Annotated in this window: 11 protein-coding genes; 6 read left to right on the plus strand and 5 right to left on the minus strand. The window is 71.4% G+C overall.

Annotated features, from left to right (window positions below):
- Positions 1 to 49 precede the first annotated feature (49 nt).
- The 4 genes from ACO06A_RS05875 to ACO06A_RS05890 form a co-directional block, all read right to left on the minus strand.
- Positions 50 to 5776, minus strand: a complete 5727-nt coding sequence (locus ACO06A_RS05875) for a fibronectin type III domain-containing protein (protein ID WP_421735102.1) — start codon at positions 5774 to 5776, stop codon at positions 50 to 52.
- A 215-nt stretch (positions 5777 to 5991) separates the two neighbouring features.
- The gene (locus ACO06A_RS05880) at positions 5992 to 6459 is read right to left on the minus strand and encodes a GNAT family N-acetyltransferase (RefSeq protein WP_421735103.1); all 468 of its coding nucleotides are present in this window, start codon (positions 6457 to 6459) and stop codon (positions 5992 to 5994) included.
- 11 nt (positions 6460 to 6470) lie between these two features.
- Entirely contained in the window at positions 6471 to 7622 is a 1152-nt protein-coding gene (locus ACO06A_RS05885) for a Gfo/Idh/MocA family protein (protein WP_421735104.1), read from the minus strand.
- Positions 7619 to 9568: a DUF6807 family protein gene (locus ACO06A_RS05890; RefSeq protein WP_421735105.1), complete on the minus strand. Its 1950-nt coding sequence runs from the start codon at positions 9566 to 9568 to the stop codon at positions 7619 to 7621. Before ACO06A_RS05890 ends, ACO06A_RS05885 begins: the two co-directional genes overlap by 4 nt.
- Positions 9569 to 9736: 168 nt before the next feature.
- Between ACO06A_RS05890 and ACO06A_RS05895 the strand changes: the two genes are divergently transcribed.
- The 3 genes from ACO06A_RS05895 to ACO06A_RS05905 all read left to right on the plus strand — a co-directional run bounded on the left by ACO06A_RS05895 (position 9737) and on the right by ACO06A_RS05905 (position 12984).
- Positions 9737 to 10678 (plus strand): carbohydrate ABC transporter permease, encoded by a 942-nt coding sequence (locus ACO06A_RS05895; protein ID WP_421735106.1) that lies wholly within the window; start codon positions 9737 to 9739, stop codon positions 10676 to 10678.
- Positions 10671 to 11594, plus strand: coding sequence for a carbohydrate ABC transporter permease (locus ACO06A_RS05900; RefSeq protein WP_421735107.1), 924 nt, complete (start codon positions 10671 to 10673; stop codon positions 11592 to 11594). Before ACO06A_RS05895 ends, ACO06A_RS05900 begins: the two co-directional genes overlap by 8 nt.
- Positions 11595 to 11673: 79 nt before the next feature.
- The gene (locus ACO06A_RS05905) at positions 11674 to 12984 is read left to right on the plus strand and encodes an ABC transporter substrate-binding protein (protein ID WP_421735108.1); all 1311 of its coding nucleotides are present in this window, start codon (positions 11674 to 11676) and stop codon (positions 12982 to 12984) included.
- Positions 12985 to 13081: 97 nt separating this feature from the next.
- Here ACO06A_RS05905 and ACO06A_RS05910 read toward each other — a convergent pair whose 3' ends face one another.
- Complete coding sequence (locus ACO06A_RS05910; protein ID WP_421735109.1) at positions 13082 to 14218, minus strand: LacI family DNA-binding transcriptional regulator; 1137 nt, start codon at positions 14216 to 14218, stop codon at positions 13082 to 13084.
- Between the two features lie 324 nt (positions 14219 to 14542).
- On the opposite strand from ACO06A_RS05910, the gene ACO06A_RS05915 reads away from it, so the two are divergent.
- The 3 genes from ACO06A_RS05915 to ACO06A_RS05925 all read left to right on the plus strand — a co-directional run bounded on the left by ACO06A_RS05915 (position 14543) and on the right by ACO06A_RS05925 (position 21442).
- The gene (locus ACO06A_RS05915) at positions 14543 to 17176 is read left to right on the plus strand and encodes a discoidin domain-containing protein (RefSeq protein ID WP_421735110.1); all 2634 of its coding nucleotides are present in this window, start codon (positions 14543 to 14545) and stop codon (positions 17174 to 17176) included.
- A gap of 152 nt (positions 17177 to 17328) precedes the next feature.
- The gene (locus ACO06A_RS05920) at positions 17329 to 18717 is read left to right on the plus strand and encodes a DUF1996 domain-containing protein (RefSeq protein WP_421735111.1); all 1389 of its coding nucleotides are present in this window, start codon (positions 17329 to 17331) and stop codon (positions 18715 to 18717) included.
- Between the two features lie 109 nt (positions 18718 to 18826).
- Positions 18827 to 21442, plus strand: coding sequence for a discoidin domain-containing protein (locus tag ACO06A_RS05925; RefSeq protein ID WP_421735112.1), 2616 nt, complete (start codon positions 18827 to 18829; stop codon positions 21440 to 21442).
- The last annotated feature ends 44 nt before the right edge of the window (positions 21443 to 21486 follow it).

Consider the following 21486-nt stretch of genomic DNA (forward strand, 5'->3'; position numbering starts at 1 on the left):
GTGGCCTGGAGCCTGCATCTGCTCGGACGTTGCGCTGGGTGGGTGCTCGTCAGCGGGTGACCTTGACCTTCACCTCCGGGCTGCTGGTCGAGCCGAGCGCGTTGGACAGCTCCGCGCGGTAGACGTGCGTGCCGATCGCGCGGCCGTTCACCGTGGTGGTGGCCTTCTGCGCGTTGGTGCCGTTGGCCGTCAGCGACTGGTTGTCGATGAGCACCCCGTCCTCGTACAGCCGGTAGGTCGTCGCGTTGGTCCCCCACCACAGGTTGGTGGTGAGCGTGTACGACCCGTCGCCGTCCCAGTTGTCGTGGCTGACCGCCGGGGTGCCCGGGTTGGCCGCGGTGACCTTGACGGTGAGCGGGGCGGTCGTCGTCGACCCGTGCTGGTTGGTCAGCACGGCGGTGTAGACGTACGTCCCGTTGGGCTTGCCGGCGATCTGGAAGGCCGCCGACTGCGCAGCCGGGGTGGCGTCGACCAGGTCGCGGGTGGCGACCGCGACTCCGTTCTCCAGCAGGGTCACGGTCTGGGCGTTCTGGCCCCACCACAGGTTCGCGGCGACCGTGAAGCTGCTGTCGTTGTCCCAGTTGTCGCTGGACAGGACGGCCTTGCCGGGCTTGGCGGTGGCCGAACCAGGCACCCGCTCACCGGGACCGGTGGACGGTCCGGTGTAGACGATGCTCGGCGCCGCCGGGGTCGCCATGCCGTCGCCGAGGAAGTACCCGGTGTGCGGCGGCTGGTTGTAGCCGGTGTTCTGCCACGCCACGCCGAGCCGGTACACCGGGTCGGACTGCAGGGTGCGCAGCCGGTGGTCGGTGAGGTCCACGGTCGTGGCGATCCGCAGGGCGGAGGAGTCCGCCAGACGCGTGACGATCTCCTCGCGCCAGTCGCCGAACAGGTCGGCCTGGAGGGCGGGGGTGCCCTTGGTGCCGTTGTCGGAGAGGGTGCCGGTCGCCCGGTAGAGCTCGTCCGACGAGGCCGACGACGGGTCCCACTTCGAGATCGTCGGGACGCCCGTGAGCGTCTCCGTGGACCAGTCGTGGTCGGTGATCTCCCGCAGCAGGTCGCCGTCCCACCAGGTGAGGAAGTTCGCCGCGGGGATGGTGGTCCCCAGCAGCTCCCCGTCCGCGGCCCGCAGCTGACCGGCGCGCGAGTTCCACGTGCCGTCGGCCACCACGGCCCACGACTCGGCGCCGGGGTGCGACGCGTCGATGTCGTCCGAGGCACCGCGACCCGTGTCGGCGGTGGCCGGCATCGACCAGAGCACCTCACCCGTGGCGGCGTCGCGGAACGTCGCCCCGATGCCCTTGCTGCGCGGCGCCTCCTCGTGCACCGCGAACACCTCCAGGCCCGGCCGGCCGGGGTCGAGGTCGCTGACGTGCAGCGCGTCCCCGTGCCCGAGCCCGGTGCCGTAGAGCACCGTGCCGTCGTCGTCGATCGTCATGGACCCGAAGACGATCTCGTCCTTCTGGTCCCCGTCGACGTCGGCCACGGACAGGTTGTGGTTGCCCTGGCCCGTGTACTGCGACCCGGCCTCGTTGGAGTCGAACGTCCAGCGCTTCGTCAGAGTCGAGCCGTCGAAGTCGTAGGCGACCAGGACGGTGCGCGTGTAGTAGCCGCGGCTGAAGATCACGCTCGGGTGCTCGCCGTCGAGGTAGGCGACTCCGGCCAGGAACCGGTCGACCCGGTTGCCGTAGGCGTCGCCCCACGCGCCGACGTCACCGCGCGGCGGCGTGTAGTCGATCGTGTCGACCGCCGCGCCCGTCGCTCCGTCGAAGACCGTGAGGAACTCCGGCCCGGTGAGCACGTAGCCCGAGGAGTTCCGGTAGTCCGCGCGCGCGTCGCCGATCACGGTACCGAGGCCGTCGACGGTGCCGTCCGCGGTCTTCAGGCTGACCTCGGCCTTCCCGTCCCCGTCCAGGTCGAACACCTGGAACTGCGTGTAGTGCGCGCCGGCCCGGATGTTGTGCCCCAGGTCGATCCGCCACAGCCGCGTGCCGTCCAGCTCGTAGGCGTCCACGTAGACGTTGCCCGTGTACCCGGCCTGCGAGTTGTCCTTGCTGTTGGACGGGTCCCACTTCACGACGATCTCGTACTGGCCGTCGCCGTCGACGTCCCCGACGGAGGCGTCGTTGGCGTTGTAGGTGTACGGCTGACCGTCCTTGGTGTACGCGTCGGCGGGCTCGTCCAGCGGCACGTCGAGGTGCTGGCTGTCCCACACGCGGAACTCGGCGGTGGCCCAGCGCTCGATCCCGTCGACCACCGAGCTGACCCGGTACACCGAGGTCGCCGTGCCGCCCGCGTCGAGCAGGTTGGTGCTGGCCGTCACCGGCGTGGTGGTGATGCGGGTGCCGTCCCGGTACACGTGGAACGCGATCGAGTCGGGGTCCAGGCCCAGCTGACGCCAGCCGAGGTAGACGCCACCGTCGCTCTGCACGGCCACCGGTGAGCGGTCGAGCCGCTCGGCCTGGCGCGCCAGGGTGGTGATGGCCGGGGTGGTGAGCGTCTCCGAGGCAGCCGAGACTCCGCCCGCGTTCACCGAGGCCACGCGGTACGTGTACTCGATGGTGGTGAGCACCGTGCTGTCCGTGTAGGCCGGACCGCTCGCGCGGCCGACGACGACGAACGAGCCGTCCTTGGCCTGCCGGTACACCTGGTAGAACAGCGCGCCGTCGACGGCGTCCCAGGTGAACGTGACGTCGTTCTTGTGGACCGCGCCGTGGGTCAGCCCGGTCGGCACCGCGGCCGTCGGGACGTCCGGGTCGACGGTCGTCACGTCGAGCGTGTCCGTCGGCACGGACTCGAGCCCGCTCGGGTCGAGCGCGACCACGTGGTACTCGTACTCCAGGCCGACGTCGGGCGTGGTGTCGACGAACGTCGTCGCACTGACGTCACCGAGCGCGACCGGGGCGGACGAGCCCGCGGCCTTGCGGTAGACGCGGTAGCCGGCGGAGTCGTCGGTGCCGGTCCAGCGCAGCGAGACGCTCACGCTCGAGCCGTCGATGCTCAGGTCGTCGAGCGTGAGGGCCGACGGCGCCAGCAGCAGCGGCGTGATCTCGATGCCGTTCAGCCGGCTCGACGTCCCCGTCATGACCAGGTTCAGCTGACCGTCCGTGACGAGCACCGGCTGGCTGACCTTCTCCGACACCGACCCCGCGCCCGCGTTCGAGGCGCCGAAGTCCTTGCCCTCCAGCTGCACGTTGGAGCGGCTGGTGCCGATCCAGTCGCCGTTGTACGTCTTCACGGCGTAGCTGCCGTCGGGCACGTCCACCGCGAACACGTGCTGGGTGCCCGGCAGCAGGAAGTCGCGCTGGAGGGCGTTGGGCGGCGGCGTGAAGCTGATGCCACGGTCGCGGCCGCCCAGACCCGTCGGGTCCAGCCAGCCCCAGCCGATCTCCGGGGTGTACCGGGAGTTCTGGTTGACCTCGGTGTACCCCGGCATGAGCACGTTGCCGGCCAGCTGCACGTCGAACTTGAAGAGCGCGGCCTTCGTCGTGACGCGCACGGCGGCCGAGGGTGCCGACGGTCCGCGACCGTTCACCGCGACCACCCGCAGGTCGTACGACGCACCCTCCACCAGCCCGCCGACCGCGGCCTGCGGGAGCGTGGAGGTGGCGACGAGCGCGTAGGCGTCGTCCCCGTCCGCGGCGGCCTTGCGGTAGATGCGGTAGATGTCCGCGCCCTCGCTCGCCGTCCAGGTGAGCTGCACCCCCGCGTTGGAGACGGACCCGGCCACCAGACCCGCAGGCGGGGCCGGCACGTCGGCGGGCGGCTCGACGTCGAGCACCTCGTCCGCCAGCGGGACGTCCAGCGCCTTCACGTCGGTCGCCACCAGGCGGGCCATCTGGATGGCGCCGTACTCCTGGAAGTGGGTGTCGTCGACCGTGCCCGTCGGCCGGCCCGGGTACACCCCGGCCGGGACGTGCAGGAACACGCTCGTCGATGCCTCGGGACCGATCTGGTCGAGGTACGCCCGGCTGGACGCCGACAGGTCGACCAGCGGCGTGCCGGTCTCGGTGGCCAGCGCCGTGGCCGCGGCGACGTACTCCGGGAACGAGACGGTGAACTTCCCCGTCGCCGCGTCGAAGCTGCGGCGCGACACCGGCGTGACGATCACCGGCTGCGCACCGCGCTGGGTGGCGCCGTCCACGAACGTCCGCAGGTACTGCGCGTAGTCGGCGGGGGCGGCGAACCGGTCGTCGACCCCGTAGGTGGCGTCGTTGTGGCCGAACTGCACGAACAGGTAGTCGCCGGGCTTGACCAGGCGCAGGACCTCGTCGAGCCGGCCCTGGCTGATGAAGTTCTTCGACGAGCGCCCGCCGATCGCGCGGTTGTACACCGTGACGCCGTCGGACAGGAACCGGCCGATCATCTGACCCCAGCCGGCCTGCGGGACGTAGTCCGCGGTGTAGCTCTGCACGGTCGAGTCGCCGGTGATCCACACGGTGGGCTCGGTGCCCGGCGCGCGGGGGCTCTGCGCGGCGATCCGCAGCTGGTTGAGCTTCGGCGCGGTGCCGGAGAAGTCGAGGTTGAGCTGGCCGTCCACGACCGCGATGTCGAACGACATCTCGAGGAACTGGCCCGCGCCCTTGGCGGTCGCGGCGACCTTGGCCATCTGCTCGGCGGTGATCGCGACGTCGGTGGCCTCGGTGGCGTCGCCCGCGACGAGGCTCACCGTGTAGTCGCCGTTGGGCAGGTCGACGACGAGCTCGGTGTCGCCCACGCTGACGAAGTCGGAGCGCAGCGCGTCGGCCGTGGCGCGGTCGGTCGCGGTGACGGCCCGGGTGTCGACGAAGCCGTACCGGGTGGCCGCGCTGTACGCGCTGGTGGCGTCGAGCCTCGTGGAACCGGGCGAGAGGGCTCCGCTGCCCAGGTCGAAGTCGAGCACGTCCGGGACCGTCGGCGCGGTCGGCAGGCTGCTCACCGCGGCGGTCGACGGCACGGACAGGCCGGCCGCGTCGATCGCCTGCACGCGGTAGTAGCGCAGGACCGAGGTGTCGACGGCGTCGGTGGTGATGACCTCACGAGCGCCCGTCCGGGCGACCTCGGTGTAGGTGCCGTCCACGGTGTCGGACCGCGACACCGCGTAGCCGGTCGCACCGGCGACCTCGTTCCACCGGAGCGTCACGGCCGTCGGGGTCACGTGCGCCAGGCGCACGGCGGTCGGCGCGGCGATCGTGGAGGTGCCGGGGTCCGGCTCCACGGGCGTGGTGCCGGTCTGCGCGACGACGATCGAGCTCACGTACCCGCCCGCGCCGCTGCCGGTGATGCCGACGGTGAGCTGACCGTCGGCGACCGTGGCCGGCCACGTGCCGGAGACGGTGGCCGTCTTGGTGCTCAGCGAGCCGCCGCCCGCACCCTCGAGGGTCACGGTGGTCTTGGTGGTGCTGCTCCCCGCGAGCAGGTCGCCCGACCGGACCGTCACGTCGTAGGTGCCGTTGGGCACGTCGAGCACGAAGGTCCATGCCGTGGCGAGCACGAAGTCGCGGTCGGCGGGGTCCTCGGCGCCACGGTCGCGGGAGATCGGGGTGATGCCCTCGGCCGGCACGATGCCGAAGCCGGTCGCGGCGGAGTAGCGGGTCGCGTCGGTCACCTGCTGGTAGCCGTCGGCCACCGGGCTCGTCGCGGTGCCCATGTCGAACTTCCACGTGGTCACGGGATCGGCCGCCAGTGCGGGCAGGCCCCCGGTGGCCGTCAGCGCGAGAACGGCCGCGCCGGCCAGCATGGCCCGGGTCGTGCGTGGTGCCGGTCGTCCCTCGTCGTGCGCGCGCGTCGAGCGCATGGCATCACCCTTTGTCTCGTCGTTGAGGCAGTACCCGATCGGTCATCTTGGAACGATTCACCCGAGCAAGCAGGACATTCCTACAGACCGCTCACCGGCTGCGCAAGACTTTCGCGGAAACTGGGGAAAGCGCTCGCCGTCGCCGTTTCCCGACGACTACGCAGTCATCCGCAGCCGGTATCGCTCCTGATCAGCGCCGATGCGCGCGTGACCGACTACAGCGCGAGGTCGCGCCGCATCACGAAGTTCGTCAGCGCGACGCCGCGCAGGACGGGGCGCTGCTCCACCACGACCTCGAACCCCTGCCGCTCGAAGAACGGCCGCGCGGTCAGGCTCGCGTGCGTGGTGAGCTCGGTGGCGCCGAGGTCCCGCGCGGTCTCCACGACCCACCCGAAGAGCGCCGACGCCACACCGGTCCGCCCGACGTCCGGGTCGACGAAGAGCATGTCGACGTACCCGTGCTCGTCCACGTCGGTGAACCCGACCACCCGGCCGTCGACCTCCGCGAGCTGCGTGCGGTGGGCCGCCCGCCGCGCCGACCACCCCGCCACGTCGATCTCGTCCGACGCCCAGGCGGCCACCTGCATCGGCGTGTAGTCGCGGCTCGCGGTGGTGCGGATCGCCCGCAGGAAGACCTCGAGCGTCGCGGCGGCGTCGGCCTCGCGGTAGGGACGCAGGATCACGACCATCGAGCCTAGGCGCCGAACGGTGCCCCGAGCTCCGCGAACGTCGCGCCCTCGTCGGCCACCCGCGCGCACCAGTGCTCCACGTCCGCGACCACCGGGTGCCGCTCGTCGCCCTCGCCGCGCCACTCGACGAACGCGTCGGGCACGGGCGCCGGGTCCGGCGCAGTCCGCACGGCCTCGAGGACGCGCAGGAACGCGCCCGTGTCCGCCACCGAGCACCGCAGCGTGACCGCCGGGTGGGTGCGCGCGATGAGCAGCTGTGTGAGCAGGTCCACCCGTCCGCAGCGGATCCGCCGCGTGCCGCGCGGCGAGGTCACCTCGATCTCGTCGGTCTCGTAGAACAGCGTCGCGGTGCCCAGCGTGCCGCGGACGGTGACGCGGGCGGGCGAGCGGACGGGAGCGCACAGGGTCAGCCCCGCCGACACCCGCACACCGCCGCGCGTCTCGACGATCACCGCCGAGGTGTCGTCGGCCTCGATCGGGTTCGCACGGTGCAGGTCCACCCGCACGTCGGTCACGTCGTCCACGGTGCGCGCGCCGGCCAGCAGCAGCGCCGTCGCCACGGCGTGCGCGAGGGGGTTGGTGACCACGCCATCCACCACCTCGACGCCGTCCAGGGTGCGCCGGCCGGCCCAGCGGGCGCGCGCGAAGTACCCCGCACCGCGCACCCAGGTACCCACCGCGCCGACCCCGGTGAGCTCCCCCAGCTCGCCGGTCGCGACGATCCGCGCGACCTCGTCGACCGCCCCGGAACCGAACGTCTGGAACCCCACCTGGCACAGCCGGCCGGTCTCCTCGACCACGGCCAGCAGCTCGGTGTGCTCGGCGAGCGAGGCGGTGGTCGGCTTCTCCAGGAGCACGTCGCAGCCCGCGCGCAGCGCGGCGGACGCCAGCGGGAGATGGGTGGGGATCGGCGTGGCGATGACGACGACGTCCGGGGGGTCGGCGACCAGGAGGGCGTCGAGGTCGGGGTACCAGGGGCCGTCGACCGGCCGCGGGTCGACCAGGGCGGTGAGCGTGGCCAGGCCGCGTTCCTGCAGGTCGGCGACCTTGCGGACATGCGTGGCGCCGTGGCCGTGCACCCCGACCACCGCGATCGTCGGCAGGTCCGTCGTCGGATCGCTCACGGGCATCGCCCCGCGGGGCACCTGCGTGGTCATCCCCACGCCTGCCCGGCGACGAGTCCCGCCTCGTCGGCACCGAGCGCGCGGTCCACCACCACCGCGGCGAGCCCGACGTCGAGCCGGCCACCGTCGGGCACGTCGACCACGCGGTCCCACGCCAGAGCAGGCCCGGCCCCGACGTACTCGGCCACCCGCGCGAACCACGGCCGCAGCACCGCGGGGTGCTGGACCAGCAGGACTGTCGTCGTCGCCCCCTCGCGGCGCTGCACGAACGCGAGCCACGGCGACAGGCTGCCGTGCACGGCCTCCTCGCCGACGAGCCCCTCGCCGAGCACCGTGGTGACGTCGGCCGACGGGAGCCGCCAGAAGATGCCGCCGTACCCGGCGCTGGGCCGGCCGTTGGTGCCGGGGCTCTCGATCCGCAGCGGTCCGTGGGAGGCGTGCAGGACGCTGGACCAGCGCAGCGTCCACCCGCGACCGTCCGCCAGGGGTGCCGCGCTCAGGCGCCGGTCCTCGGTCAGCAGGGGCCGATCGCGCTCGTCGAGCCACTCGATCTCGTCGACCAGCGTCGCGCTCTCGTCCGCCAGCCGCGCACCGCCGCTGACCTGCCGGCCGTGGTTGGGCAGCAGGGTCGGGCCCTCGTCGCGCAGGAACGTGCGGCCGCCCCAGTAGCTGGTGCCGTTGACCACCGGCACCGCCATGGAGACGCCGTAGTGGTGGCGGTGGTCGACGGGGCTGGTCTCGGTGAGCGCGGTGCCGGCCGCCGAGTGCACCGGGTGCAGGTAGGGGCGCGGGGCGTGCACGCGGGGCACGCGCTCCCCCGACTCGTACCGGGCGAGCGGGACGGTCGGACCGGAGGTCGCCCCGCTGAGCAGGTACGAGCCCAGGTCGGAGGACCACGACGCGCCGGTGAGCTCGGGAACCTCCGGACCCACCGGGTCGGTCGCGGCGCGCCGGCCGAGCCGTGCCGCCGGGGGCACCGGTCCGCTGCTCGCGCGGATCGCGAGCACGGGCATGATCAGCGGGGGCGTCGGGTCCAAGGCGTCGCCGCCGACGAGCGAGCGCAGGTGCGCCCAGGCCTGCCGGCCCAGCTCCGCCTGCGGCACGGTCGCGGTGGTCAGGGACGGCGTCGCGAACCGGGCGAGCTCGATGTCGTCGAACCCCGTGATCGACACGTCGCCGGGCACCGCGACTCCGAGCTCGTTCAGGCGGGCGAGGAGGCCGAACGCGACCAGGTCGTTGTAGGCCACGACGGCCGTGGCCCGGGAGGCGAGCACGTCCTGCGCGGCCGCGTACCCGGACTCGACCGACGAGCCCGCCGGGCGCTCGCTCAGCCGGACGTCCTCGCGGCGGGCGGCCGCGGCGCGCAGGGCGTCCAGCCGCGCACCGTGCGAGGCGCTGTCCGGGGGGCCCGCCAGGTAGAGCAGGTGCCGGTGGCCCAGGCCCGTGAGGTGCTCGACGATCTGGTCGATGCCGGCGGCATAGTCGATGGCCAGGGTGGGGGTGGTGCCGTCGGCGGCGCGGTTGACGACGACCACCGGGCGGATCTCGGGCAGCAGCGCGCGCAGGGTCGCCTCGGACATGCGCGGGGAGACCAGCACGAGGGCGTCGCAGCGCAGCCGGGCGTCGAGCGCGATCCGCTCCTCGTCGTCGGCGTGCTCGGCCGTGTCGGCCACGAGCACGCGGTACCCCTCCTCGGCGGCGGCCGAGGCGACCCCTCGCAGGACCTGCTGGAACATCGGGTTGGCCAGGTCGGGGACGACGACGGCGACGGTGTTGGTGCGTCCGAGCGACAGGCTCCGCGCGGTGTTGCTGGGGCGGTAGTGCAGCTGCTCGGCCACGTCACGGACGCGTGCGGCGAGCTCGGGGTCCACCGTGGCGCGGCCGTTCATCACCCGGCTCACGGTCGCCCGGGAGACGCCCGCGGCGTGCGCGACCTCGGCGATGGTCGACGCGCTGCGCGTCCACCCGTTCTGCGTCACTGCAGCCTCCCGCGGTCACCCTCGAGCCGCCTACGTGGGGGTGGCTCCGCGCCGAACATACACCACGGGAAACCGGTTCCCAACCACATCTTCCGGTGCTACGGTACCGACCGAGGAACCGGTTTCTCACCGGATCCCCACGGCGAACACAGTGAGGTGATCGACGACATGTCTGTGGTGACGGAGCTACGGCGCACGGCCAAGGCCGCGCGGGGTACGCCGACGCGGCGACCCCTGCGCAGCGGCGACGGGAAGAGCGCGGCGATCTTCCTCGCGCCCTGGTTCCTCGGGCTCGGGCTCATCACGATCGGCCCGATGGTCGCGTCCGGGTACCTGTCCTTCACGGACTACAACCTGCTCGAGCCGCCGCAGTGGACCGGCCTCGAGAACTACACGCGACTGTTCCAGGACCCCCGGCTGCTGAACTCCCTGCGGGTCACGTTCACCTACGTGTTCACCGCGGTGCCGCTCCAGCTGATCGCCGCCCTGGCGCTCGCCCTGATCCTCGACCGCGGCCTGAAGGGTCTGCCCTTCTACCGCTCGGTCCTGTACCTGCCCTCCCTGCTCGGCGGCTCGGTCGCCGTCGCCATCCTGTGGCGCCAGGTGTTCGGCGTCGACGGTCTGGTCAACCACTTCCTCGCCCTGTTCGGGATCGAGGGCAAGGGCTGGGTGTCCGACCCCGACACCGCGCTGAGCACCCTGGTGCTCCTGCACATCTGGACGTTCGGCGCCCCGATGATCATCTTCCTGGCCGGCCTGCGGCAGATCCCCGAGATGTACTACGAGGCCGCGGCGATCGACGGTGCCGGCGTGGTGCGCAAGTTCCGCTCGATCACGCTGCCGCTGCTCACGCCGATCATCTTCTTCAACCTGGTGCTCCAGGTGATCGGCGCCTTCCAGAGCTTCACGCAGGCGTTCGTGGTCTCCGGCGGCACCGGCGGACCGGCCGACTCGACGATGTTCTACACGCTCTACCTCTACCAGAAGGGCTTCACGGCCTTCGACATGGGGTACGCGTCGGCCATGGCGTGGCTGCTCGTCCTCATCGTCGCAGTGATGACCCTGATCAACTTCTTCGCCTCCAAGTTCTGGGTCTTCTACGATGACTGAGGTCCACGTGCGCCCCACGCCCCCCGCCACGACCCTGACGGCCCTGGCCGCCGAGGTCCCTCCGGTGCAGCACCGCCGCTCCCCGTGGCCCGACCGCCGCCGCTCGGTGCTCAAGCACGCCGCCCTCATCGCGCTGTGCCTGCTGATGCTCTACCCGCTGATCTGGCTGCTGATCAGCTCGTTCAAGCCCACCGAGCTGATCTTCCGCGACGTGTCGCTGATCCCCACCGAGGTGGACTGGACCAACTACTCCCAGGGCTGGACCGCGCTCCAGTACCCGTTCAGCCGGTACCTGCTGAACTCGGCGGTCATCGTGCTCGGGTCGCTGGTGGGGAACCTGGTCAGCTGCTCGATGGCGGCCTACGCGTTCGCCCGGCTGGAGTTCCGGGGCCGGCGGCTGTGGTTCGCGGTCATGCTCATGTCGATCATGCTGCCGATCCACGTGATCATCGTGCCGCAGTACATCCTGTTCGCCCGGCTGGACTGGATCAACACGTTCCTGCCGCTCATCGTCCCGAAGCTGCTGGCCACGGACGCGTTCTTCATCTTCCTCATGGTCCAGTTCTTCCGCGGGATCCCCCGGGAGCTGGACGAGGCCGCCCGGCTCGACGGCTGCGGGCACGGCCGCATCTACCTGCGGATCATGCTCCCGCTGTCGCTGCCCGCCCTGGCCACCACGGCGATCTTCACGTTCATCTGGACGTGGAACGACTTCTTCAGCCAGCTCATCTTCCTCGTCCGGCCGGACATGTACACCGCGCCGGTCGCTCTCCGCACGTTCCTGGACTCCACGGGCGCCAGCTCGTGGGGCCCGATGTTCGCGATGTCGATCGTCTCGCTCATCCCCGTCTTCCTCGCGTTCCTCTTCGGCCAGAAGTACCTGGTCAAGGGCATCGCGACGACAGGCATCAAGTAGGTACCTGCTCCGCCCTGCTCCGCCCAGTTCCGCCGGCCTTGAGACAGCACACCGTCGTCCTCGTCCCCCAAGGAGAACCATGCGCACCCGATCGTCCCTCCGTGCCGGTGCAGTGCTGGCCCTCGCGGCCCTGGCACTGACCGCCTGCGCGGGCTCGTCCGACGAGCCCGCCGCCACCCCCACCTCGTCGGGTCCGCCCCAGCCCGTGGAGATCCGCTTCTCCTGGTGGGGCTCCGACACCCGCCACGAGCTCACGCAGACGGTGCTCGACAAGTTCACGGAGAAGTACCCGTACATCACCGTGGTCCCCGACTACACCGACTGGAACAGCTACTTCGACAAGCTGGGCACCGCGGTGGCCGGTGGCGACGCGCCGGACGTGATCACGCAGGAGGAGCGGTTCCTCAACGACTACGCCTCGCGCGGGGTGCTCGCCGACCTCAACGAGCTCGGCCTGGACACCTCCAAGATCGACGAGAACGTCCTGGCGTCCGGCACCATCGACGACGCCCTCTACGGCGTGGCCACGGGCGTCAACGCGTACGCCATCGTCGCCGACCCGACCGCCTTCGCGGCCGCCGGCGTCGAGCTGCCCGACGACTCGTCGTGGACCTGGGAGGAGTACGTCGAGATCGCCGACGAGATCTCCGCCAAGACCGGCAAGGCCGTGTTCGGCGCGCAGGACTACGGGTTCAACGAGCCCGGGTTCTCGATCTTCGCCCGCCAGCGCGGGGAGTCCCTATACACGAGGGACGGCAAGCTCGGGTACGACGAAGACACCCTCGCCGACTGGTGGCAGTACTCGCTCGACCTGCAGGCCGGTGGCGGCTCACCTGACGCCGCGACGACGGTCGAGGTCGACGCCGGCGGTCCGGAGCAGTCGCTCGTCGCCACCGGCAAGGGCGCCATGGCGTGGTTCTGGACCAACCAGCTGACCGCCATCACCAACGCCTCGGGCAAGGAGCTCAAGCTGCTCCGCGTCCCCGGCGAGTCGGAGGAGGACCGGACCGGCATGTACTTCAAGCCGGCCATGTACTACTCGATCTCCGCCAAGTCCGAGCACCCGGCCGAGGCCGCCCTGCTGGTCGACTTCCTGCTCAACGACCCCGCCGCCGGCGAGATCCTGCTCTCCGACCGTGGCCTGCCGGCCAACACCGACGTCCGCGCGGCGGTGCAGGACAAGTTCTCGGCCACCGACAAGCAGGCCGCCGAATTCCTGGCCGACCTCGAGGACGAGATCGTCGACGGCCCGGCCGTCCCGCCCGTCGGCGCCGGTCAGGTCGCCGAGATCACGCGTCGGCTCAACCAGGAGGTCCTGTTCGGCCGCCTGACCCCGGCGGACGCCGCCAAGCAGTTCACGCTCGAGGTCGAGTCCGCCATCGGCAGCTGACCCCCCGCACGCAACGTCCGCACTCCAGTGGGTTCCTGCCCGCAGGAGTGCGGACGTTGCTGTGTGCGGGGTCGTTGCGCTCGCGAGGGCAGGAGGGTCAGGCGCTGTCGCGGATGCGGAGGGTGGGCTCGAAGATCGTCGACGTCACTCGGCGTCCCGGGTCCGCGATGGTGTCGAGCAGGATGCGGGCCATCTCCGCGGCCATCTCCTCGATCGGCTGCCGCACGGACGTGAGGGCGGGCCGTGACAGGGCGCCGAGCGAGCTGTCGTCGAACCCGATCACGCGCACGTCCTCGGGCACCCGGCGGCCGGCGGTCTGCAGCGCCTGGATCGCGCCGAGCGCCATGAGGTCGTTGGACGCGAACACCCCGTCGAGGTCCCCGTACCCGTCGAGCAGCGCGGTCATGGCGGCCACCCCGCTCTCGTACGTGAAGTTGCCGCCGGCGGTCGGCACGAACGCCTGGCCGTGCCGGGCCATCGCGTCCTGGAACCCGGACAACCGGTCCTGGGCGGACGGCACGTCGAGCGGACCGGAGATGGCCGCCACGTGCCGGCACCCGCGGGTCACCAGGTGCTCGGCGGCCAGCCGGGCTCCGTCACGGTTGGCGACGTCCACGAAGCTCAGCGGGATCGGCCGTCCGGGTCGGGCGAACACGACCGCGGGCAACCCGGCCTCGACGAGCAGCGCCGGCATCGGGTCGTCCCCCCGGGTGGACACGACGAGCGCGCCGTCGGCGTTGCCGTTGCGCAGCGACGAGAGCACGCGTGACCGGTCGGCGTCCGTCTCCGCGAGCATGAGGATCGGGTCGACGGCGTGCGGTCGCAGGGCGCGCAGCATGCCGCCGACGACGCGCCCGAAGAACGGGTCGGCGAAGTCGATGGTCGACGGCTTCCCCTGCTCCTCCGCGCCGGACACCACCACGATCACCGCCCCGGTCCGCCGGGTGACCAGGGATCGGGCTGCGAGGTTGGGCACGTAGCCGGTGGTGGCGATGGCCTCGCGGACGACCGCCTGGATCTCGGCGGCGACCCGGCGCTGGCCGTTGACCACGCGGGAGACGGTGGCCCGGGAGACGCCGGCCACGCGGGCGACGTCCTCGAGGGTGGGCGCACCCGAGCCGGACGCGCGAGCGACGACGGCCACGGGGAGGCCCGTCGGCGGGGTCGCCTCGAGGGTCCCCGCGTGGACGCGCGCGGCCGCAGCCGGTGGCGCGTCGGCGGGGTCGTCTGCCATGCCCGAAGGCTACCAGTGCCGGAGAGCGCTCTCGCGGATTTGAGCACCCCTCGGGGCGTTTCAGGGGTGAGTTCTCCCATCGCCTGGGCTATGCGAGCGGGTGAGAAGGGGTATACCGTCCGTCCGGGAGTCAAAGCGGGCACAACCCACCCCAACCACGAGCGATATCGCCGCCCCAGACTCGGTCTCGGCGATAGAGCGCTCTCCCAGTACCACCGGCATCAGCTCAACGACGAACTGCACGCCCGGCACACGGACCGACGACGAGATCGACTGCGGACCGACCTCCCGTCCCCGGCCAGGCAGGCCCCGGAGGAGACACCTGTGTTCACGACCACCACCCCTCGCCCCACCCGGACCACACCCCCACCCGGCCGCAGCCGGCGACTGCTGGGTGTCCTGGCCGCCGCCGCGCTCGTCGCCGCCGGCATCGGCATCCCGGCCGCAGCCGCGCAGGCCGCGCCCGTCCTGCTCTCGCAGGGCCGGACGGTGACGGCCTCGTCCACGGAGAACGCCGACTACACCCCGGCCTCCGCCTCGGTGGACGGCAACGCCGGCACCCGCTGGGCCAGCCAGGCGTCCGACGCCCAGTGGCTGACCATCGACCTGGGGGCGACCGCGCTGGTCAACCAGGTCGTCCTGACCTGGGAGGCCGCCTACGGGTCCGGCTATCAGATCCGGACGTCGGAGAACGGCACGACGTGGACGGGCATCTACACGACGACCACCGGCAAGGGCGGCAAGGAGACCCTCGACGTCACCGGCAGCGGCCGGTACGTGCAGCTGCTGGGCACCAAGCGCGCCACCGGCTACGGCTACTCGCTCTGGGAGGTGCAGGTCTACGGCACCCCCGGCGGGACGCAGCCGCCGACCGGCACCTGCGGGACGACGAACGTCGCGCAGGGGAAGACCGCGACCGCGTCGTCCACCGAGCAGGGCGCCGGTACCGCGGCCGGTCTCGCGGTCGACGGCAACGCCGGCACGCGCTGGGCGAGCACGTTCGCCGACAACCAGTGGTGGCAGGTGGACCTCGGCACCGGCCAGGCGCTCTGCAACGTCACGCTCACCTGGGAGGGCGCGTACGGCAAGGCGTTCCGGGTCCAGGGATCCGCGGACGGCACCACGTGGACCACCCTGTCGACGATCACCAACGGCACGGGCGGCACCCAGTCCCTCGCACTCACGGGCACAGCCCGGTACGTGCGGCTCGACCTCCAGACCCGAGCCACCGGCTACGGCTTCTCGCTCTGGGAGGTCGCCGTCCGCACGACCGGCACGACGACGCCGACTCCCGACCCGACCGGTCCCACCGGTCCGGCGGACGGCAAGGTGCGGATCGCCGGCAGCCAGGGGAACTGGGCGCTGCTGGTCAACGGTCAGCCGTGGGTGACCAAGGGCATGACGTGGGGACCGGCCCCGGCCGACTTCCCGCAGCACGCCGCCAACCTCAAGGCGATGGGCGTGAACACCATCCGCACGTGGGGCACCGACGCGGGATCGAAGGTCCTGTTCGACGCCGCCGCGGCCGCGGGCATGCGCACCGTCGCCGGCTTCTGGCTGGCGCCCGGCGGCGGCCCCGGCTCGGGCGGCTGCCCGAACTACGTCACCGACACCGCGTACAAGACGAGCTCGATGAACGACATCGTCACCTGGGTCACCGCCTACAAGGACAACCCCGGCGTGCTGATGTGGAACGTCGGCAACGAGTCCCTGCTCGGCCTCGGCAACTGCTACTCGGGCGCCGAGCTCGAGGCCCAGCGCACCGCCTACGCGACGTTCGTCAACGACGCCGCCAAGCGCATCCACCAGATCGACCCCACCCACCCCGTGACGTCGACGGACGCGTGGACCGGCGCGTGGCCGTACTACAAGGCCAGCGCGCCCGACCTGGACCTGTACGGCCTGAACAGCTACAACGCGGTGTGCGACGCCAAGGCGACGTGGATCGCCGGCGGCTACACCAAGCCGTACCTCGTCACCGAGGGTGGTCCGGCGGGCGAGTGGGAGGTCCCGAACGACGCCAACGGCGTGCCCGACCAGGGCACGGACGCGCAGAACGCGGCCGGCTACACGCGGGCGTGGGACTGCATCAAGGCCCACCCGGGCGTCGCGCTCGGCGCCACCCTGTTCCACTACGGCAACGAGGGCGACTTCGGCGGCATCTGGTTCAACGTGAAGCCGGGCAACAACAAGCGCCTCTCGTACTACGCGATCGCCAAGGCCTACGGCGGCTCGGCCGGAGCGGCGGGGACCAACACTCCCCCGACGTTCAGCTCGATGACCGTGCCGAACAGCGGAGCCGTCGTCGCGGGTTCCACGTTCACGGTCACCGCAGCCGCGACCGACCCCAACAGCGACCCGATCACCTACAACGTGCTGCTGAACAGCAAGTACGTGAACAACTCCGGCGGCCTGGCCCCGGCGACGTTCACGCGCAGCGGCACGACGTTCTCGGTGACGGCCCCGCAGACGCTCGGCGTCTGGAAGGTCTACGTGTTCGCCGAGGACGGCAAGGGCAACGTGGGCGTCGAGACCAGGTCGTTCCGCGTCGTCCCGCCGGCCCTGGGCGGCACCAACATCGCTCAGGGCCGCACCGCCACCGCATCGTCGTTCGACCCGTACAACGGCAACTTCACGCCGGGTCAGGCGACGGACGGCAGCTACTCGACGCGCTGGGCCAGCAACTGGGCCGACGACGAGTGGATCCAGGTCGACCTGGGCTCGGTGCGCTCGTTCTCGTCGATCCAGCTCGTGTGGGAGTCCGCGTTCGGCAAGGGCTACCGCATCGAGACGTCGAACGACGGCACCACGTGGTCGACCCTGACCACGGTCACCGCCGGCGACGGGAACGTCGACACCCTGAACACTGCCGGCTCGGCCCGCTACGTGCGGGTGCACGGAACAGCCCGCGGCACGGCGTACGGCTACTCGCTGTACGAGCTTGGCGTTTATGCGTAGGCACGCATAGCCAATAGACGTGCCCGGGGCGGGCGGCCACCCGCCCCGGGCACCACCCCTCGGCCAACCCCTCACAGAGCCGATACGCCGAAGGTTCGTGTGCATCGTCGCACCTCCTTCGGGTCCATCAGATCCCTCCTGAAGGAGACCTCATGCCCACCCATCTCCACGCACCACGCTCACGGAAAGCCCGGGCCTGGCTGGCCGGGAGCCTGTCCGCGGTGCTCGTCGCCACCGGTCTGGGCGTCGCGATCGCCACGACCGCGAGCGCCGCGCCCGTCAACATCTCGCAGGGCAAGCTCGCCACGTCCTCGTCGGCGGAGGGTCCGGACTTCACCGCGTCCAAGGCCGTCGACGGCAACAACGCCACCCGCTGGGCGAGTCAGTTCTCCGACGCGCAGTGGATCCAGGTCGACCTGGGCGCCACCGCCACGGTCGACCGCGTCGAGCTGCGCTGGGAGGCGGCCTACGCCAAGGCGTTCCAGGTGCAGGTGTCCCCCAACGGCACCACCTGGACCACCGTCGCCACGGTCACCAACGGCACCGGCGGCAACCAGACGATCGCCGCCCCGGGCACGGGCCGGTACCTGCGGCTGAACCTCACCGCGCGCGGCACCGGCTACGGCTACTCGCTGTGGGACCTCGCCGTGTTCGGCAGCGGCGGCGCGAGCACGCCTCCGCACACGCCGAAGCCGCTGCCGCCGGCCCCGCCGGGTGCCGACACCACCGTGACGCACCACGAGTTCCAGGCCAACTGCACCCCCACGCGCACGCTGAACGACGACCCGATCGTCTACCCGGGCCAGGCGGGCGCGTCGCACAGCCACACGTTCCTGGGCAACCGCTCCACCGACGCCCACACCACGACGGCCTCCCTGCTCGCCGCCAACAGCACCAGCTGCACGGTGCCGCAGGACGAGTCGGCGTACTGGTTCCCCACCCTCATGCGCGGTGAGAACAAGGTCGTCGCCAGCAACGAGCAGACGATCTACTACAAGACCGGGATCCTCGACTACAAGTTGGTCGTCCCGTTCCCGCAGGGTCTGCGGTTCCTCGTCGGCAGCATGGCCGCCACGCAGGAGGAGTTCCGGACGGCCCCCGGCGCGGTCGAGGGCTTCGAGTGCGGGAACAGCTCGTTCAACTGGGACATCCCGGCCACGTGCCCGATCGGGTCGCAGCTCAACGTCCGCTACCAGGCACCCAGCTGCTGGAACGGCGTCGACCTCGACTCGGCCAACCACAAGAGCCACATGGCGTACCCGGTCCACGGCGAGTGCCCGGCCACCCACCCGGTCGCCGTGCCGATGCTCGAGTTCAAGCTGTCGTGGCCGGCCGACGGGAACATGTCGGACGTCCGGTTCTCCAGCGGTCGCGGGTATTCGTTCCACTACGACTTCTTCAACGCGTGGGACCCGGCCGTGCTCCAGGCGCTGACCGAGCACTGCATCAACGGCGGTCTGCAGTGCAACCCGCGCGGCTACGACCTGTACAAGCCGTGGGCCGGAGCCGTCCTGGACGCGAACTACAACCTCATCCCGTAGCCCGACACCCCTCGACGCACGGCCCGGCCGTCCCCGCATCAGGCCCGGCCGGGCCGTGCTCCCACCGGTGTCCGGCAACGAGGCTGGCACCCGATCCGTGAGGAACCCCATGCACACCCCTGTCCACTCCCGGGCCCGAGCCTGGGTCGCCGCGGTGCTCGCGGCCGGCGTCGTCGCCGTCGGAGCCATCACCGCCGCCACCGCCGCGAACGCCGCTCCCGTCAACCTGTCCCAAGGCAAGACCGCCACGGCCTCCTCGACGGAGAACACCGACTACACCCCTGCCCGGAACGCCGTCGACGGCAACGCAGCCACCCGCTGGGCCAGCCTCCGGGCCGACCCGCAGACCCTCCAGGTCGACCTCGGCCAGACCGCCACGCTCGACCACGTGACGCTGGTGTGGGAGGCCGCGTACGGCAAGGCGTTCACCGTCCAGACGTCCGCCGACGGCACGTCCTGGTCCACCGCGGCCACGGTCACCAACGGCACCGGCGGCACGCAGAGCGTGAGTGTCAGCGGCTCCGCCCGGTACGTGCGGCTCAACCTGACCGCCCGCGGCACCGGCTACGGCTACTCGCTGTGGGAGTTCCAGGTCTTCGGCGAGGTCGGCGGGATCACTCCGACGCCGACGCCGACCTCCGGCACCTGCGGCACCACGAACGTCGCGCAGGGCAAGACAGCCACCGCGTCGACCACCGAGAACGGCGGCACGCCCGCGAGCGCGGCGGTCGACGGCAACCTCGGCACCCGCTGGTCCAGCACGTTCGCGGACGCGCAGTGGTGGCGGGTCGACCTCGGCTCGTCGCAGAGCGTCTGCAAGGTCACGCTGCGGTGGGAGGGCGCGTACGGCAAGGCGTTCCGCGTCCAGACATCGACGAACGGCACCACCTGGGCGACGGCGGCTACGGTCACCAACGGCACCGGCGGGGCCCAGACGCTCGACGTAGCCGCGACCGCGCGCTACGTGCGGCTCGACCTGACGGCCCGTGGCACGGGCTACGGCTACTCGCTCTGGGAGGTCCAGATCAACACAGGGACGACCACTCCCCCCACCGATCCGCCAGTCGACCCGATCCCGGGCGGCGGCGACCTCGGACCGAACGTGCACGTGTTCACGCCCGCGATGTCGCAGGCGTCCATCCAGGCCACCCTCGACTCCGCGTTCCAGGCGCAGGAGACCTCGCAGTTCGGCACCCGCCGGGACCAGTTCCTGTTCGCCCCCGGCTCGTACGACGTGCAGGCGCACATCGGGTTCAACACGTCGATCTCCGGCCTGGGCAGGAACCCGGACGACGTGAACATCACCGGCGGCGTCTGGGTCGACGCACAGTGGTTCGCCGGGAACGCCACGCAGAACTTCTGGCGCTCGGTGGAGAACCTGGCCATCACGCCGTTCACCGGGGAGGCTCGCTGGGCCGTCTCGCAGGCGGCGCCGATGCGGCGCGTGCACGTCAAGGGCAACCTCAACCTGGCACCCAGCAGCTACGGCTGGGCGTCCGGCGGGTTCATCGCCGACTCGAAGGTCGACGGGTCCGTGCAGTCCTACAGCCAGCAGCAGTGGCTCAACCGCGACAGCACGTTCGGGTCGTGGGGCGGGTCGGTGTGGAACATGGCGTTCTCCGGCGTGCAGGGTGCCCCGGCGCCCAGCTTCCCCAACCCGTCGCACACCGTGATCGACACCAGCCCGGTGGTTCGGGAGAAGCCGTACCTGTACCTCGACGGGTCGAGCTACGCGGTGTTCGTGCCGTCGGTCCGCACCAACGCCCGCGGCATCTCCTGGGCCGACGGCGCGACCCCCGGCACGTCGATCCCCCTCACCCAGTTCTTCGTCGCCAAGCCCGGTGACACGGCGACGAAGATCAACCAGGCGCTCGCGCAGGGGCTCAACCTCCTGCTCACCCCGGGCGTCTACAGCCTGGACCAGACGATCCAGGTCACCCGCGCCAACACCGTGGTCCTCGGCCTCGGCTACGCGACGATCATCCCGACCGCCGGCCAGACGGCCATGAAGGTGGCCGACGTCGACGGCGTCAAGGTGGCCGGCATCCTGTTCGACGCCGGCACGACGAAGTCTCCGGCCCTGCTCGAGGTGGGAGTCGCCGGCTCGCACGCCGACCACGCGGCGAACCCGATCTCGATCCATGACGTGTTCGCCCGCGTGGGCGGCGCGATCGCCGGCAAGGTCACGGACGCGCTCGTCGTGCACGCGGACGACACGATCGTCGACCACATCTGGTCCTGGCGCGGCGACCACGGGGCCGGCATCGGCTGGACGGTGAACACCTCCGACCACGGCCTGATCGTCAACGGGAACGACGTCATGGCTTACGGGCTGTTCGTCGAGCACTTCCAGAAGGAGAACCTGCTCTGGAACGGTGACCGCGGTCGCACGGTGTTCTTCCAGAACGAGCTCCCGTACGACGTGCCCAACCAGGCGGCGTGGCAGAACGGGTCGTCCCGCGGGTACGCGGCCTACAAGGTCGCCGACTCGGTGACCACCCACGAGGGCTGGGGTCTGGGGGCGTACTCGTACTTCAACGTCGACCCCTCGATCGTCGTCGACCGCGGCTTCCAGGTGCCCGACAAGCCCGGCGTGCGGATGCACAACCTGCTGACCGTCTCCCTGGGCGGCAACGGGACGATCGCGCACATCATCAACACCACCGGTGGCGTGGCCCAGGGCACCGCCACCATCCCGGCGTACCTGGTCAGCTACGGAGGCTGACCCGGCAACGGCGGCCCCGGCTCCCCGCGAGCCGGGGCCGTCCG

The sequence above is a fragment of the Cellulomonas sp. genome (assembly GCF_965229465.1).
In the GTDB taxonomy this organism is placed as follows: domain Bacteria; phylum Actinomycetota; class Actinomycetes; order Actinomycetales; family Cellulomonadaceae; genus Cellulomonas.